General features: G+C 34.2%; 12 protein-coding genes. 9 read left to right on the top strand and 3 right to left on the bottom strand.

What is annotated here, in order from left to right; genetic code table 11:
• Positions 1-19: 19 nt before the first annotated feature.
• Together ACHRV5_RS04665 and ACHRV5_RS04660 are read left to right on the top strand one after the other, a co-directional pair.
• On the top strand, positions 20-784 hold the full coding sequence (locus tag ACHRV5_RS04665; RefSeq protein ID WP_395425951.1) for a TIGR02757 family protein: 765 nt from the start codon (positions 20-22) through the stop codon (positions 782-784).
• A 237-nt stretch (positions 785-1,021) separates the two neighbouring features.
• Positions 1,022-1,570, top strand: coding sequence for a hypothetical protein (locus ACHRV5_RS04660; protein WP_047776284.1), 549 nt, complete (start codon positions 1,022-1,024; stop codon positions 1,568-1,570).
• Positions 1,571-2,094: 524 nt separating this feature from the next.
• Here ACHRV5_RS04660 and ACHRV5_RS04655 read toward each other — a convergent pair.
• Together ACHRV5_RS04655 and ACHRV5_RS04650 are read right to left on the bottom strand one after the other, a co-directional pair.
• Positions 2,095-3,564 carry a serine hydrolase domain-containing protein gene (locus ACHRV5_RS04655; protein ID WP_395425950.1) on the bottom strand — a complete coding sequence of 490 codons (1,470 nt, stop codon included), beginning with the start codon at positions 3,562-3,564 and terminating at the stop codon, positions 2,095-2,097.
• A 153-nt stretch (positions 3,565-3,717) separates the two neighbouring features.
• Positions 3,718-4,389 carry a helix-turn-helix domain-containing protein gene (locus ACHRV5_RS04650; protein WP_395425949.1) on the bottom strand — a complete coding sequence of 224 codons (672 nt, stop codon included), beginning with the start codon at positions 4,387-4,389 and terminating at the stop codon, positions 3,718-3,720.
• A gap of 2,681 nt (positions 4,390-7,070) precedes the next feature.
• Here ACHRV5_RS04650 and ACHRV5_RS04645 point away from each other — a divergent pair.
• The gene (locus ACHRV5_RS04645) at positions 7,071-8,423 is read left to right on the top strand and encodes a DEAD/DEAH box helicase (protein WP_395425948.1); all 1,353 of its coding nucleotides are present in this window, start codon (positions 7,071-7,073) and stop codon (positions 8,421-8,423) included.
• Positions 8,424-8,638: 215 nt separating this feature from the next.
• Here the strand turns inward: ACHRV5_RS04645 and ACHRV5_RS04640 are convergent, their stop codons facing one another.
• Complete coding sequence (locus ACHRV5_RS04640) at positions 8,639-9,751, bottom strand: lactonase family protein (protein WP_395425947.1); 1,113 nt, start codon at positions 9,749-9,751, stop codon at positions 8,639-8,641.
• A 517-nt stretch (positions 9,752-10,268) separates the two neighbouring features.
• Between ACHRV5_RS04640 and ACHRV5_RS04635 the strand changes: the two genes are divergently transcribed.
• The 6 genes from ACHRV5_RS04635 (at position 10,269) to ACHRV5_RS04610 (ending at position 15,941) form a co-directional block, all read left to right on the top strand.
• The gene (locus tag ACHRV5_RS04635) at positions 10,269-12,197 is read left to right on the top strand and encodes a BatA domain-containing protein (protein ID WP_395425946.1); all 1,929 of its coding nucleotides are present in this window, start codon (positions 10,269-10,271) and stop codon (positions 12,195-12,197) included.
• Between the two features lie 141 nt (positions 12,198-12,338).
• Positions 12,339-13,595, top strand: coding sequence for a dihydroorotase family protein (locus ACHRV5_RS04630; protein ID WP_395425945.1), 1,257 nt, complete (start codon positions 12,339-12,341; stop codon positions 13,593-13,595).
• A 5-nt stretch (positions 13,596-13,600) separates the two neighbouring features.
• On the top strand, positions 13,601-13,927 hold the full coding sequence (locus tag ACHRV5_RS04625; protein ID WP_047778756.1) for a hypothetical protein: 327 nt from the start codon (positions 13,601-13,603) through the stop codon (positions 13,925-13,927).
• Positions 13,928-14,058: 131 nt separating this feature from the next.
• Positions 14,059-14,703 carry an alpha/beta hydrolase gene (locus ACHRV5_RS04620; RefSeq protein WP_395425944.1) on the top strand — a complete coding sequence of 215 codons (645 nt, stop codon included), beginning with the start codon at positions 14,059-14,061 and terminating at the stop codon, positions 14,701-14,703.
• 45 nt (positions 14,704-14,748) lie between these two features.
• The gene (locus ACHRV5_RS04615; protein ID WP_395425943.1) at positions 14,749-15,321 is read left to right on the top strand and encodes a hypothetical protein; all 573 of its coding nucleotides are present in this window, start codon (positions 14,749-14,751) and stop codon (positions 15,319-15,321) included.
• Positions 15,322-15,371: 50 nt separating this feature from the next.
• Positions 15,372-15,941 (top strand): cysteine hydrolase family protein, encoded by a 570-nt coding sequence (locus tag ACHRV5_RS04610; protein WP_395425942.1) that lies wholly within the window; start codon positions 15,372-15,374, stop codon positions 15,939-15,941.
• Positions 15,942-15,974 lie beyond the last annotated feature (33 nt).

Genomic DNA, 15,974 nt, shown 5'->3' with positions numbered 1-15,974 from the left:
CAAGAACTTTCATTTTATCATGACCCAAAAAGAACTCAAAGAATTTCTCGACGAAAAAGTCATTCAATACAATAATCTCGATTTTATTGAAAGTGATCCGGTGCAGATTCCGCATTTGTTTACGCAGAAAGAAGACATCGAAATTGCTGGTTTTCTGAGTGCAACCATAGCTTGGGGAAATCGCAAAATGATTATCAAAAATTCACATACCATGATGGAATTGATGGGGAATACTCCTTACGATTTTGTTATGTCCCATACGGATGAAGATTTAGAAAGATTAGAAAATTTTGTGCATCGAACTTTCAACGGGAAAGATTTTACAGGCTTTGTAAAAGGATTGCAAAACATTTATAAAAACCACAACGGCTTAGAAGCTGTTTTTGCTAAAAATCAAGAAAAAGACAGTTTGCAGAAAAGCATACATGAGTTTAAAAAAGTCTTTTTTGAAATTGATCATTTACCGCGAACGCAAAAACATATTTCAGACCCTTTAAACAATTCGGCAGCCAAAAGAATCAATATGTATTTGCGCTGGATGGTGCGTCAGGACTCAAAAGGAGTCGATTTAGGTATCTGGAAAAGCATTTCGCCAGCCGCTTTATCTTGTCCACTAGATGTGCATTCCGGTAATGTTGCCCGTAAATTGGGCATTTTAACCCGAAAACAAAACGACGGAAAGGCTTTGACTGAATTAGATCTTAAACTCCGAAAAATGGATCCTAAAGATCCTGTAAAATATGATTTTGCTCTTTTTGGATTAGGCGTTTTTGAAGGGTTTTAAAAGATTCTAATCCTCATCAACTCCTGTGCATAAACACTGATTTCACAATTATTTTAGTTCAAATAGATTTTAATGTTTTTTGCTTGACTACAAGTATTTTTTTGCCAAATAAAACATGTCGAGACTATATTACTGCTATCCCTATCTTGCTAAATAAATATAAGCTTTAATTATTTTACGTATTTTCTTACAATTAATCAAATTAATTGCTAATATTGTAGCTTAGAAAAATAACAGATGGCTGGAGAAAGACCGAGAATAAAATCTATTATCACCGAATCAATTGTTAACCTTGAAGCATATTCTGAAAATTGCTGTTCAAAAAATGCCCGACAGGTACTATTGAGTCCGCATAAATTCAACTCAGATGTATGGGCAGATAAACACTATACTATTAGAGTACAACAAGGTGATGATAATGGAGTTCGAGAAGGAATTGAGCTTGAAGCAATTTTAGAGCTTATAAGAGACACTTTTAATCACGTCATTAATTATTCACTTAAATATGGCAAAATTGTTAATTTTCCACCATTTGCACCGCCGCAAAGCACTAGAATAGTTATTCAAAATCATGTTGATAATGAAGAGCATTTTTTAAATGTTGCTCTCGAATATCATTTTCTCGATGTTGATACTTATGAAGTAACGGTCTGGACCGCCATGAAACATAAAGGCTTTCATATTAGAGAAGGACAATATATTATCCAGTTACATCATGACAAAACTATTCTTTTGCAATTTGTAAAAAGGGTTCTTAAAAAACTACACACTTTTGACAGAAAATAACTATAAACTATAAAGCGGAATATTCTAATAGATTAATACAATTGATTTTATTTACACAAATAAAAAAAACACTTACCTTTGCTTAAACAAAGACAGGATAAAGAATTTGACAGGTCGAAAGACAGAATTCTTAATCTGAAAGGTCTTTAAAAAAACCAAAGCTCCATTAGTGGAGCTTTTTTTATATGAAATTCTTATCCTTCTTGCGAACAAATTAGGGATCAAGACATATTGTTGTGGAGGAACAAATATCTTATAGTTCTGTAATTTCGAATCAAGTTAAAAAGTTGTGGAATAATTTTTAGAAATTTCTTTTGTTAGAAGTAACAGATCTTATACTTTTTCGCCACAGCTTTTTAAGTACCTAATTTTCCAACTTCTCGCTTTGACGATCTCGCAAAGACGCCAAGTCGCAAAGTTTTTTTTCTGTTTTTTCATTAAAACTTTGCGATTTTGCGACTCTGCGAGATTTTTATTTCCCCACAACTTTGGGACTTGATCCCAAATTGGCATCAAACCACTAGCTATTTTCCTTTTGCAACTATTTGAACTTTAGCATTCAAATTACCTCTTGTTAAGATTACAGAACTTAGTTTTCCATCACTGTAATCAAATTTTAACAAGTTCGGGTAATCTGCAATTTTAAACAATCCGTTTTTAAGATAGATTAATTCAATATCATTGCTCTCCATGAAATGGCCCAACATTACAGATTCTATATAAAGACGATTATTCTTTTCTGTTATTTTTGTTTCTCCTCCCATTCCGTAAAGGAAATCGTCGTAAGTTCCGATTAATTTCTCTCTTAGAGCTAAGGGGATATCCTGAACCTCGTCAATCGCTACTTTTTTATTCCAGTTCATCAATTTCAGAATTTTCATTTGCGTATGTTTTATCACAGGAATTCGGTTCTGTTTTTCGCCGTTAGCAAGAAAAGCAAAGCCATTTCCATCGGTCATTGTAGCAAAAACACTGCCTCCCACTCCGGTATTAGAGCCATTGCATGACAACCAATCATAGTTATTATAACTAAAAGATCTTTGCCATCCGCTACTCCAGCCTCCTACAGCATTCTTTAAAGCAGCTACTTCTGCTATTTTTTCAGCCACGCTATGAGAAATCACTTTGTTGTTTTTATTGCGTAAGGCATTTTGCATTTCAAACGAAAGTTTAGCTAAATCTGTCGGTGTTGACCACATTCCTGATGCTCCAACTTGCGGCGTGATTGGCAAACCAGTTCTGATCACTTTCTCCTCTTTATCGTGCGCAAGAGCTACATTGGTTAGAAATCCTTTTTCATTGGGCTGAATCATGGTTGTATTTTTCATCCCCAGAGGCGAAAAGATATATTCCTGAGCAAGTGCCGCTATAGATTTGTTTAAAGTGTCTTCCAGTGCCATTTGTACAATTACATATCCTCCACCGCTGTACGACCAACCCGTTCCCGGAGTAAACAAAAATTCAATTTCTTTATCATATCTTGGTATCTGCCCTAAAAGACTTTGTTTTATTGTTGGAATAGTATCGCCTTGATAATGATCTGCAAATCCACCTTGACTGGTACCGGCGGTATGATTCAAAAACTGTTTCCAGGTTGGACTGTTGTTTTCCGTAAACTTACTTTTTGGCAAATGCCAACGCTTCAAATACTTGTCAATTGGATCATTGAGGTTAATTAATCCTTTTTCGTCAAGGATATGACAAAGTAGCGCTGTTACTGATTTAGAAATTGATCCGGTAGAAAAAGCTGTATTTTCATTGATCTTCTCTTTAGAATCTACCGATTTCACACCGAATTGATTGGAGTACACAATTTGATAATTTTCAAAAACAACCAGACTAAATCCGGCCAATTTGTATTTTTCTAACTGTTGGTCCATTTTCAAACTGTCCGTAAGAAAACTATAGTCTCTTTTTTGAGACAATGTTTTATTACTTGTTTGAGCGTTCGAGATTATAATTGCAAAAAATAGTAAAAAAATAGTACTTTTCATTGTATCGTGTTTTGGGTTAAAAATTTATTTCGATACAAAGATGTGGATGTAAGTATTCTTATGCGACCGAATAAAAACAGTCGGACGCATTTGTTTCAAAAAATAAGTACGAGTAGATAAAAACACAAGTACGAATCATTACAAAATACTATTTTACAAACTTTTACGATAATCAGTAGGTGTACTTCCCGTGTGTTTTTTGAAAGCGGTATTAAAAGAAGATTTTGAATTAAACCCTACATCGTACAGAATTTCTAAAACAGTTACCTTACTTTTTGTAACATCTTTTAAAATTTCCATAGCATTTTCAATACGATAGGTATTGACAAAATCATAAAAATGTTGCTCTAGTTTATGATTAATCAGAAGAGACAAATCGCGAACAGGAATTTCAATCCCCTTAGAAACATCTTGAATCGTAAGCGAAGGATTAAGGAATGGCTTTTCTTCGATCATATACTTTCTCAATTTTACTAATTCTTCATTTGATTCGTTTTCCTTTAAAGCCGGCTGCTCCTTCTTTTTTTCTTCTAAAATAATATCCGAAACCAGTTTTAATTTCGAATCAATGTTTCTAAATAAACCAGGATTGTTTAATGCTTTAAATAAATACCAACAGGTAATAACCAACTGAAATGCCAGTAGTCCTACTTTTATCCCTGCCGAAATATAGGGGTAATCCGAAAATTTAAAAATGTTTTTTACAATGGTAGCCGCATATAAAACAGTCAGTACAATCGTAAACTGAAACAACCAATTATAGGATTTAATACTTGTACCCGCGTAATTTTCAAGATATAGTTTTTTAGCTTTTCTCAATATCATAAAAACAAGAACAAGGTAGGTCACCATTTGAACATGTATCAGAGTATGATTAAACTTTAGCTCTATTTCATTTTGATAATTTTGAAGAAAACTGATCTTAGAAGCGAGATCTACACTATAAAAACGAGGTATTAAAATGGCATTCGCAATAAAAAAAGGAAGCAAATGCAGTATATATTTAGGTTTGAATTTAAAATCCGAATAACAAGCAGATATTACATAAAGGTAAAAAACAGGGAGCTGTAAGAAACATAATAAATTTCTTAACATTCCTAAATTTGAAGGTCCGTCACTCACTAAATCAAATAAAGGATAACCAGAATCAATCGCGCATAATATTAAAAAAAAAGCAAAAAGAGAATTACTAATCTTGTGTTTTGTTTTAACCGTGAGCAGAAAAAAGGCAAGAAATAATGAAATAAACAAGGAGATAACAGTCACAATAATTAGTAAATTAATCTTATCCATTTATTAGTTTCTTTTGGTTTTTAGAAGTTAAGGTTATTAGCAACGTTTTACGGTTTGGTGAAGGTAGGATTTTGCCATAAACCTTCATTTGAAACCTTAATGTTCAAACTTACAAAAAACTTTTATACGAAGTCTATCCTTCTTGCTTTTGCCTAACCAAAATTTAACACAGGCATTTCTATCCTTTGTCTATAGTGATGGTCAGTTTGTTTTCTTCCTCCTTTATAAATACATCTCGATTGTCATTTCGAGCGAAGTCGAGAAATCACACAAGCTGATCCGTTTCTATTTTCTCCAATTTTGTCATACTGAGGAGCGAAGTATCTTCACAAGTAATTCCGTAAAGTGAAGCTCAACGGTATCGATTCACCAAACGAAGATCCTTCGTTCCTCAGGATGACAAACTGTACGGAGTTACTTTTGCGATTTCTCGTATCTCGTAATTGACAAGCTACACAATACATTTTACAGATTTCAGTATACTGCTTACCGGTATCGAGGTTGTCACAATTCTGTCATCCGAAGTATGAGAAATCACATCCAATATTCCGTACAGTGCGTGCTCAGCGTGTGTGATTTCTCGACTTCACTCGAAATGACAATATTGAGGAACATGGAGGCAAAAGTGAATGTAATATATTTCACTAACAATCAAATAACAAAACCCCTAATCTAGTTGATTTTTTTCTTAAACTGTTACAATAATACGTTTCGATTGTCAATTTCGACGCAAGGAGAAATCACACAAGGTGCTCCGTTTCTATTTTCCCTAATTTTGTCATACTGAGGAACGAAGTATCTTCACAAGTAATTCCGTAAAGTGAAGCTCAGCGCTATCGATTCAGCAAACGGAGATCCTTCGTTCCTCAGGATGACAAACTGTACGGAGTTTCTGGTGTAATTTCTCGTATCTCGTAATTGACAAGCTACACAATACATTTTACAGATTTCAGCATACTGCTTACTGGTATCGAGGTTGTCACAATTCTGTCATTTCGAAGTATGAGAAATCACATCCAATATTCCGTACAGTGCGTGCTCTGCTTGTGTGATTTCTCGACTTCGCTCGAAATGACAATATTGAGGAACATGGGGATAAAAGTGAATGTAATATATTTCACTAACAATCAAATAACAAAATCCCTAATCTAGTTGATTTTTTCCTTAAACTGTAACAATAATACGTTTCGATTGTCAATTTCGACGCAAGGAGAAATCACACAAACTGCTCCGTTTCTATTTTTCCCAATTTTGTCATACTGAGGAACGAAGTATCTACACAAGTAATTCCGTAAAGTGAAGCTTAGCGCTATCGATTCAGCAAACGGAGATCCTTCGTTCCTCAGGATGATAAACTGTACGGAGTTTCTGGTGTGATTTCTCGTATCTCGTAATTAACAAGCTACACAATACATTTTACAGATTTCAGTATACTGCTTACTGGTATCGAGGTTGTCACAATTCTGTCATTTCGAAGTATGAGAAATCACATCCAATATTCCGTACAGTGCGTGCTTAGCTTGTGTGATTTCTCGACTTCGCCCGAAATGAACAATATTGGGAACATGGAGGTAAAAGTGAATGTAATATATTTCACTAACAATCAAATAACAAAACCCCTTAATCTAGTTGATTTTTTTCTTAAACTGTAACAATAATACGTTTCGATTGTCAATTTCGACGCAAGGAGAAATCACACAAGCTGCTCCGTTTCTATTTTTCCCAATTTTGTCATACTGAGGAACGAAGTATCTTCACAAGTAATTCCGTAAAGTGAAGCTCAGTGCTGTCGATTCAGCAAACGTAGATCCTTCGTTCCTCAGGATGACAAACTGTATGGAGTTTCTCGCTTGATTACGCCTCCTCAGGATGACAAACTGTGCGGAGTTTCTTGTGTGATTTCTCATTCTTCGAAATGACAGAAGTTGTGGGGTAATGTAAGTTCATTTTAGCAGTATGAGAAATCACATCCAATATTCCGTACAGTGCGTGCTCTGCTTGTGTGATTTCTCCTTACGTCGAAATGACAATATTGAGGAACATGGGGATAAAAAGAGTCGATAAAATGTAATGTTACATTCTTTGAATTCGTTCTTTTTAAAGCACACAATCATTGATAATCAACCAATTAAATACCTAAATTTCTCGAATCAACTAATAATCTAACAATCAAACCGTTATTTTAACGTACCTTTGCACAAAATTTAATGTAAATGAGCACTTTCGAACAATTCAATCTTCCAAAATCACTTCAAAAAGCAATAGACGAATTAGGTTTTGTTAAACCTACTCCTATTCAGGAAAAAACTTTTTCTGTGATTATGTCAGGTCGCGATATGATGGGAATTGCCCAAACCGGTACGGGTAAAACATTTGCCTATTTGTTGCCACTTTTAAAATTATACAAATTTACACCAACCAATACACCTAAAATTGTAGTGCTGGTTCCAACACGTGAATTAGTTGTTCAAGTGGTAGAAGAAATCGAAAAATTAACCAAATACATGTCGGTTAAAACACTTGGAATCTTTGGTGGAGTAAACATCAATACGCAGAAAAAAGCAGTTTATGAAGGAATCGACATTTTAGTCGGAACTCCGGGAAGAACTATGGATTTAGCTTTGGACGCGGTGGTTCGTTTTGATGAAACTCAGAAATTAGTAATCGATGAGTTTGATGAAATGCTGAACTTAGGGTTCCGTACGCAATTAACGGCACTTTTGGCAATGATGAAAACCAAACGTCAAAACATTTTATTCTCTGCAACAATGACTGATGAAGTTGATGCTGTTTTGAATGACTTTTTTGATTTTCCGGAAGAGGTTACACTTGCCGCTTCAGGAACTCCACTTGAAAAAATTACACAGATTACCTATAATGTTCCGAACTTTAATACCAAAGTTAACTTACTGAAACATTTATTAGAAACAAACGAAAGCATGGAACGTGTTTTGGTTTTTGTGAATAATAAAAAGATTTCGGATATGCTTCATACCCGAATCGAAGAGGATTTTGAAGGTCAGTTTGGGGTAATTCACTCGAACAAGTCTCAAAATTACCGTTTGAGCACGATGGCAGAATTTCAAGAAGGAAATCTACGCGGATTGATCACAACCGATATTATGGCCAGAGGTTTGGATATTTCGAACATCTCGCACGTTATCAACTTTGAACTTCCGGAATTTCCTGAATTGTACATGCACAGAATTGGTCGTACCGGTCGTGCTGATGCAACGGGAACTGCAATTAGTTTCATCACTCCTCGTGAAGAAGAATTTAAAGTTGAAGTTGAAGTTTTGATGAATCAGGAACTTGAAATCGCTGATTTCCCTGAAGAAGTTGAAGTTTCCTTGAAATTAATCGAGCCGGAAAAAGACCGTCAGCCCATTAAGTTCTTAACGAAAAAACCAAAACTTATGGGAGATGGTGCTTTTCACGAAAAAGATAAAAAGAATAAAAAAGTCAATCTTGGAGGTCCTTCAAAAACCAAAAAGAAAACGCATGGTTCTGTTAATAGAAATATGTTGAAGACTAGGGATAAGAAGAGGAAAGATAAGAATAAATAGTTTTTCTGAAGGTCCTGAGATACTGAGTTGCTGAGGTTCTGAGTTTTAAAATATTCCATTTGAGATTCTGAGACACTAATATACTGAGGTTCTAAGTTTTAAAATATTAAAAAAGCTTCAAATACAAGTTTAATCGTTTAAACTTGTATTTGAAGCTTTTTAAGTTCCGATTCTTAGCCACTTAGAAACTCAGTACCTCAGAACCTTCAAAAAAACTAAATCTTAGTAAAAACCAACCCAACCGGCGAGCACAATTCTATTTTCTTGCCTGTATCTGTCAGTTTTCCTGTTGTTTTATCTCTTTTAAAAATAACTATAGTGTTTGTGTATTGATGCCCTACTAAAAGGTAATTCCCAGTTGGATCGATAGCAAAATCTCTTGGGCCTTTTCCTAAAGTGCTTACCTGCTCTACTTTTTCAAGACCTCCGTTTTTAAGGATTTTATATACGGAAATAGCGTTAACATCTACACGATCGGACACGTATAAAAACTTTCCGTCAGGCGAAATTTTTATGGCTGCTGCTCCTGTTCCTCCTTTAAAATCTTTTTCAAGAATACTTGTTTCTGCGATAACTTTCAGACTTCCATTTTTATCAAAAGAAAAAGTAGTTAGTGTTCCGTCTAATTCCTGAACTAGATACACAAACTTGCCATCTTTGCTAAAAGTTAAATGTCTTGGACCACTTCCCGCTTTCACAGGAACACTTTCTTTTAATGTCAATATTTCGTTTTTAGAATCCGGATTGTATTTATAAACAAAAACTTTATCTAAGCCTAAATCATTAGACAAAACATATTTTTTATCGGGAGAGAAACAAACCATATGTACGTGTGCCTTTTCCTGACGCACAGGATTAACTCCTTTTCCTTCATGTTGAATTAATTGCTGTCCTGTTGTAATACTTCCGTCAGGATTCTTTTTGAATACAGCGATGTTTCCACCAGAATAATTGGCGATAATTACGTTTTTTTCATCATTAATCAGATGACAGGGATCGGCTCCTAGAGCATCATTTTTATTCAGAAAATTAAGTTTCCCGCTTGCTGAGTCATAACCAAAAGCGCTTACTGTACTTTGAGTTCCATTTTCATTTACTGCATAAACAAATTTGTTGTCCGCTGAAACCGACAAATAACTTGGGCTCAAAACATTTTCTGAAGAACTCTTTAACTTAAAATCTCCGGAATTAGAATCAAATTCGTAAACGTAAATTCCGTCACTTTGACAAGTATTGGTATAAGTCCCAACCAACAAATTAAATTTGCTTTGAGCCTGTGAAGCCGAAAAAGTCAACACAGAAAAAAACAACATATAGACTCTTTTCATATTTTTTTTTTTTTGAATCTGGCTAAAATACTTAATATTCTAATTAGGGCATCTAATTTTTATTACAAATGAATTCGCAAAAGTTATATTTCCTTTTAAACCATATAAGTTATGTAAGTTCATTTTACTTTTGCGTATAGTCCCCATTTTATCTTAACGCTTTGGAATAAATTCGCACAAGTTGTATTTCTTTTTAACACATAGAAACATAGTTTTAAAATGGATTGTTCTAAGTGGTTTTAAGAAAATCGCGATTTATTCGCACAGGTATCTCTGATTTATTTTAAACGAAATGACTTATTAAGATTTCTACAAGCTATGTTTCTATGTGTTAAAGAACTTTTACAGCATTACAGCCGCCACCTTAGATTAATTTAAGTTTAGCCCGCTTGATTTTCAATGCACTGTATTTACATGAACTTATATAACTTATATGGTTAAAATAAAAAAACAAATTTGTATTTTTGACCAGCATCTTCATGAAAAATCAAACGTAGTGAAGTAAATCGAAGCCAGAATGCATTTTAAACACCCTGAAATTCTATACTTTCTGTTTCTGTTGATTGTTCCAATTTTGGTACATTTATTTCAATTACGCCGCTTTAAAATCTCTTATTTTACTAATGTCCGTTTCCTGAAAGAACTTTCGATACAAACCCGAAAAAGTTCAAAAATTAAAAAACGATTGCTACTGGCAACCCGTTTATTGCTGTTGGCATTTGCTATTATTGCCTTTGCCCAGCCCTTTTTCGAAGCAAAAGACAGTAAAAATGCCTCAAACGAAATGTATATCGTTTTGGACAATTCGTTTAGTATGCAGGCCAAAGGAAAAAAAGGCGAATTACTAAAACGTGCCGTTCAGGAATTGCTTGAAAATACGCCCGAAACAGCACAATTCTCCCTACTTACCAATACCGAAAACTTTTGGAATACGGATATCAAATCATCCAAAGGTGCTTTGCAAAATCTAAATTACAGTGCCACTCCGTTTGAACTTTCGGCTATACTGGCGAAAATAAAAGCGCATAAATCGGCTCATAAAAAAGACATCGTCATTATTACAGATGCCGTAGGTCTGGCCGAAAAAGAGTTAAAAAACATTGATTTTGAAGAAAAACCGTATTTCATAATTCCCGAGGCCGAACAAAAAAACAATGTGGCCATTGATAGCGTTTTTATCAATCAGACTTTAGAGAATTTTTACGAAATCACTGTCAATTTAGCTGCTTATGGTGAAGATTTCAAGCCTGTTTCGATGGCTTTATACAATCAGGAGAAATTAATTGCCAAAACCATTATCAATTTTGACAGTAAGGAAAAGAAAATCAATTTTACGATTCCAAAAGAAGCTTTTCATGGTTACGTAACGATCGAAGATCATGGTTTGACTTACGATAACAAGCTTTATTTTAGTATTTCTAAAACTAAAAAAACGAATATAATTAGTATCGGAGAACCGGAAAAAAGCAACTTTTTATCGCGAATCTATACGTCAACCGAATTCAATTACAACAATTATTCGATTAGTAGTTTGGACTATAATAGTCTAGACAAACAAAATACTATTATTTTAAATGAATTAGAAGAAGTGCCACAAGCTTTGCAAACGACCTTAAAAGCATTTGTAGCAAAAGGCGGTAATCTGGTAATCATTCCATCTGAAAAAACTTCGGTTACGAATCTAAATTCATTTTTAGGCAATTTTGGAAAAATTCAATTCAAAAATCTTCAAAATACCAGTAAACTAATTACCAAAATCAACTTTGATCATCCTTTGTTTTCGGGTGTTTTTGAAAATAAAATCACTAATTTTCAATATCCGAAAACGTCCAAATCATTTGATATCTCTAGCCCATATCCGGCGGTTTTATCTTATGAAGACCAAAGCGTGTTTTTGACCATGGTTCAAAATCCGGTTTCGGGAGTCTCTGTTTTTTCGGCACCGATTAATGCTGTGAATTCAAACTTTCAGCAGTCTCCGTTAATTGTACCTCTTTTTTACAAAATGGGACAGAACAATCAAAAAGCTGGAGTTAACGCTTTGACCATTGGCAATAATCAACCTTATTTTGTTGATGTTCTTTTGACGAAAGATGCAATTTTGGAAGTAAAAGGAAACGATGATTCTTTTATTCCGATTCAGCAAATATTGAACAATAAAGTAAAATTAGTTTTCAATGATTTCCCTGAAACAGCGGGAAATAATAGTGTATTTGACAAAAAAAACTGGGTAGAAAATCTGAGTTTCAATTACAAACGAAGCGAAAGCGATTTAAGCCAGGTCAATACAAATGTGGTTTCAGATTTCAAAACTGCCGATACCGTTTCTACTATTTTTAACACCCTACAAACTGAGCGAACTGACAGCCAACTTTGGAAATGGTTTATTATCTTTGCACTGTTATTTTTAGCATTAGAAATGGCAATCATCAAATTTGTAAAGTAATTCAGTCCTCGTTTCATCGAAAGAAAAAACACAAGCACTGAGAATACACTACATGAAATATTGAATGCGATTTCTCCTTCGTCGAAATGACAAATAGAATGGTTAAAAAACGATTTCAGTACAAAATAAATTTATCTACATATGAAAATAATCATCAGAAGCGCCAAAATTATCGACTCCAAAAGTCCGTTTCACAACCAGACCGTTGATCTTTTAATTGCAGATGGTATTATAGAAAAAATAGGAGCTTCACTTCCTGAATCTACAGAGACTAAAGAAGTAAAATTTGATAACCTGCACCTTTCACAAGGCTGGTTCGACAGCAGTGTTTCTTTTGGAGAACCTGGTTACGAAGACAGAGAAACCATTGCAAACGGATTAACTGTTGCTGCCAAAAGTGGTTTTACGGGTGTAGCCTTACAACCGAACTCCTTCCCAATTATTGACAATCAATCGCAAATTAATTTTGTAAAAAGTAAAGCCCATGGTTTTGCTACTGAACTTTTTCCTATCGGCGCTTTAACCAAAGCCAGCGAAGGAAAAGATATGGCAGAATTGTTTGACATGAAAAAATCGGGTGCCGTGGCTTTTGGAGATTACAACAAAAGCTTAGACAATGCCAATTTGCTTAAAATCGCTTTACAATATGTACAGGATTTTGATGGTTTGGTAGTAGCATATTCGCAAGATGTTAACTTAAAAGGGACTGGTGTTGTAAATGAAGGAATCATTTCTACCAAATTAGGATTGAAAGGAATTCCGAATTTAGCCGAAGAATTACAAATTTCAAGAAATCTGTTTTTACTGGAATATACCGGTGGAAAATTACATATTCCAACTGTTTCTACAGCAAAATCGGCTGCCCTGATTAAAGAAGCCAAAGCTAAAGGTCTTAACGTAACTTGCAGCGCTTCTGTGCATCATTTGGTTTTAAACGATGAAAAACTGGAAGGGTTTGACACCCGTTATAAAGTTACGCCGCCTTTGAGAACTGAAAGCGACAGAGCTGCTCTTGTAAATGCTGCTCTTGACGGAACTATTGACATGATTACTTCTGACCATAATCCGATTGATATTGAATTTAAGAAAATGGAATTTGATACGGCTAAAAATGGTACTATTGGACTTGAAAGTGCTTTCGGAGCTTTGCTTACTGTTCTGCCTTTGGAAACTGTTATCGAGAAACTAACTCTTGGAAAAGCTGTTTTTGGTATCGAAAATAATTCGATTGTGGAAGGTTCTAAAGCTAATTTCACCTTCTTTTCTCCTGAAGGTAACTCAACTTTCACAAAAGAAAACATCCTTTCAAAATCAAAAAACTCTGCCTTCTTAGGAACTGAAACAAAAGGTACTGTTTATGGCATTTTAAATCAAAATCAACTCGTTATCACAAAATAATTACAATGAATAATTCAATCGAAGAGGGAAAAACGGCCGCAATTACCAGCTATATTTTAATCGTTGGTGTACTAATTGCCATGTCTATGAACTCGGAAAATAAAAATAGTTTTGCTTCTTTTCATATTCGTCAGGCTTTGGGATTGTCTTTAGCTTTTATTTCGTTTGGAGCGATTATCAGCAACTTTGACAGCTTTTTTATCACTTTCCCAATGTGGATTTGTATTTCTGTTCTATGGTCTTATGGCATTTTCAGTGCTATTCAGGGACATACAAAACCAATTCCTTTGGTTGGTGAGCTTTTCCAGAAATGGTTTAAAAGCATTTCTTAACATTAAATTCCAAACTTTTAAAATTCCAAATTCCAATCTTTGTCAAAGTTGAAGCCGAAAACCAAAAACTTACATTTCACAATTAAAAACTTAGAGCCTCAGAATCTTAGCCTCTTAGAACCTTAAAAAAAATGAATCTATCTTTAGAATATAAAATACAAGAACCAAAAGTTATTTTAGATAAAAATCCAGTTTTACTTTTATTACATGGTTATGGAAGCAACGAAGCGGATTTGTTTTCGTTTGCAACCGAATTACCCGATCATTATTACATTATTTCGGCTAGAGCACCTTATGACATACAATATGGCGCTTATGCTTGGTACGCTATAAATTTTGATGCGGATCAGAACAAATTTTCAGATAACGAACAGGCGAAAACCTCTCGTGATTTAATCGCTACTTTTGTTGATGAATTGGTAGCTACATATCCTATTGATGCTAACAATGTTACTTTAATTGGGTTCAGTCAGGGGTCGATTTTAAGTTATGCCGTAGCGCTTTCTTATCCGGAGAAGATTCAGAAAGTAGTTGCGATGAGTGGTTATTTTAATGACGAAATTATTAAAGAAGGTTTTGCGCAAAACGACTTCAAAAGCCTGAAAATATTTGCTTCTCACGGAACGGTAGATCAGGTTATCCCAATTGACTGGGCAAGAAAAACTCCTGCAATTTTAGAAAAATTACATATTCCCGCTGTTTATAAAGAATATCCTGTTGGTCACGGTGTGGCGCCTCAGAATTTCTTTGATTTTAAGAATTGGCTGGCGGAGTAGTTTACAGTCTCGGTCGCAGTTTACAATAACAATAAAATTCTATATATGAGTAATTATAAAATTATTAACGCTAAAAATGTTTTTATAATTACTCTTATTATTATTCCTTTAACAATTATATCTGTTTGGATTATTGGGCTACAAAATCAAAGGTCAATATTTGAAAACTCATTATTATCTACAACAATTCTATCTTTAGCCTTCTTTCTTTTTATTTCAATTGGTTTGTATAATGGAAAAAAAATGAAAGACAATCTCGGTGAATTAGAACAGGATAATATTTTTTTTCAAAAAAATACCGCTCTTGACAGTAATGGAGATATTCCCGACATAGGAGAAGGAATAATGGGCATTATAGTCAGCATAATTTTATGGTTCCTTATATCCATAATTGCAAGTTATCTTCTTTGGGTTTTTGAAACCATTTTATGGATTACAATCTTAAATTTTATCGGTATATTATATTGGATTTTTTTCAGCGCATTAAAACTCGTTTTTAAAAAATCAGTAATTTGTAAAGGAAGTTATTCAAAAAGCATCTTCTATGGACTTAGCTTCACATTTCTTTATAATTTCTGGATTTACACCATTCTATTTATGACAATGTATTTGTACTAATTTATAATTGACACCACAAACAAACCCAACTGAAATTAAAACTTCAAAATATGAGTAGCACAAAACTTAATAACCCGGCATTAATTTTAATTGATATTCAGAAAGGATTCGATGATATTACTTATTGGGGAGGAGACCGAAATAATGTAACTGCAGAACAAAAAGCCGGCGAACTTTTAGGAATCTGGAGAGCTAAAAACTTACCGATTTTTCACGTACAACATTGTTCCTCTAATCCAAATTCAATTTTGAATGAGACAAGTCCGGGAAATGAATTTCAGGATGTTGTAAAACCACTTGAAGGCGAAACCGTCATCAAAAAGAATGTAAACAGCGCTTTTATCGGAACTAACTTAAAAGAGTTACTCGATGCTGCAAAAATAGAAAACCTTGTTATTGTAGGTCTAACAACCGATCATTGTGTTTCTACAACAACAAGAATGGCCGGAAACTTTGGTTACTCCGTATATTTAGTTTCGGACGCAACAGCAACATTCAATAAAAAAGGTATTAACGGAGAAGATTTCTCAGCAGAAATAATTCATCAAACCGCATTAGCAAGTTTAAACGAAGAGTTTGCACAAGTGATAACAAGTGCTTTTATCAAACAAATTGTTTAGATATATGTGAAATGTGAAGTTTGATGTACATAA

It is taken from the genome of Flavobacterium sp. FlaQc-52, from assembly GCF_044007495.1.
In the GTDB taxonomy this organism is placed as follows: Bacteria; Bacteroidota; Bacteroidia; order Flavobacteriales; family Flavobacteriaceae; genus Flavobacterium; species Flavobacterium cupriresistens.
Note: the sequence above shows the minus strand (reverse complement) of the source record. Positions and strands in the feature narration are given on the sequence as shown.

Excerpts from the sequence above, each read along its gene's own strand:
- ACHRV5_RS04665 (WP_395425951.1), top strand. The coding sequence starts at position 20 with ATGACCCAAAAAGAACTCAAAGAATTTCTCGACGAAAAAGTCATTCAA.
- ACHRV5_RS04660 (WP_047776284.1), top strand. The coding sequence starts at position 1,022 with ATGGCTGGAGAAAGACCGAGAATAAAATCTATTATCACCGAATCAATT.
- ACHRV5_RS04655 (WP_395425950.1), bottom strand. The coding sequence starts at position 3,564 with ATGAAAAGTACTATTTTTTTACTATTTTTTGCAATTATAATCTCGAAC.
- ACHRV5_RS04650 (WP_395425949.1), bottom strand. The coding sequence starts at position 4,389 with ATGATATTGAGAAAAGCTAAAAAACTATATCTTGAAAATTACGCGGGT.
- ACHRV5_RS04645 (WP_395425948.1), top strand. The coding sequence starts at position 7,071 with ATGAGCACTTTCGAACAATTCAATCTTCCAAAATCACTTCAAAAAGCA.
- ACHRV5_RS04640 (WP_395425947.1), bottom strand. The coding sequence starts at position 9,751 with ATGAAAAGAGTCTATATGTTGTTTTTTTCTGTGTTGACTTTTTCGGCT.
- ACHRV5_RS04635 (WP_395425946.1), top strand. The coding sequence starts at position 10,269 with ATGCATTTTAAACACCCTGAAATTCTATACTTTCTGTTTCTGTTGATT.
- ACHRV5_RS04630 (WP_395425945.1), top strand. The coding sequence starts at position 12,339 with ATGAAAATAATCATCAGAAGCGCCAAAATTATCGACTCCAAAAGTCCG.
- ACHRV5_RS04625 (WP_047778756.1), top strand. The coding sequence starts at position 13,601 with ATGAATAATTCAATCGAAGAGGGAAAAACGGCCGCAATTACCAGCTAT.
- ACHRV5_RS04620 (WP_395425944.1), top strand. The coding sequence starts at position 14,059 with ATGAATCTATCTTTAGAATATAAAATACAAGAACCAAAAGTTATTTTA.
- ACHRV5_RS04615 (WP_395425943.1), top strand. The coding sequence starts at position 14,749 with ATGAGTAATTATAAAATTATTAACGCTAAAAATGTTTTTATAATTACT.
- ACHRV5_RS04610 (WP_395425942.1), top strand. The coding sequence starts at position 15,372 with ATGAGTAGCACAAAACTTAATAACCCGGCATTAATTTTAATTGATATT.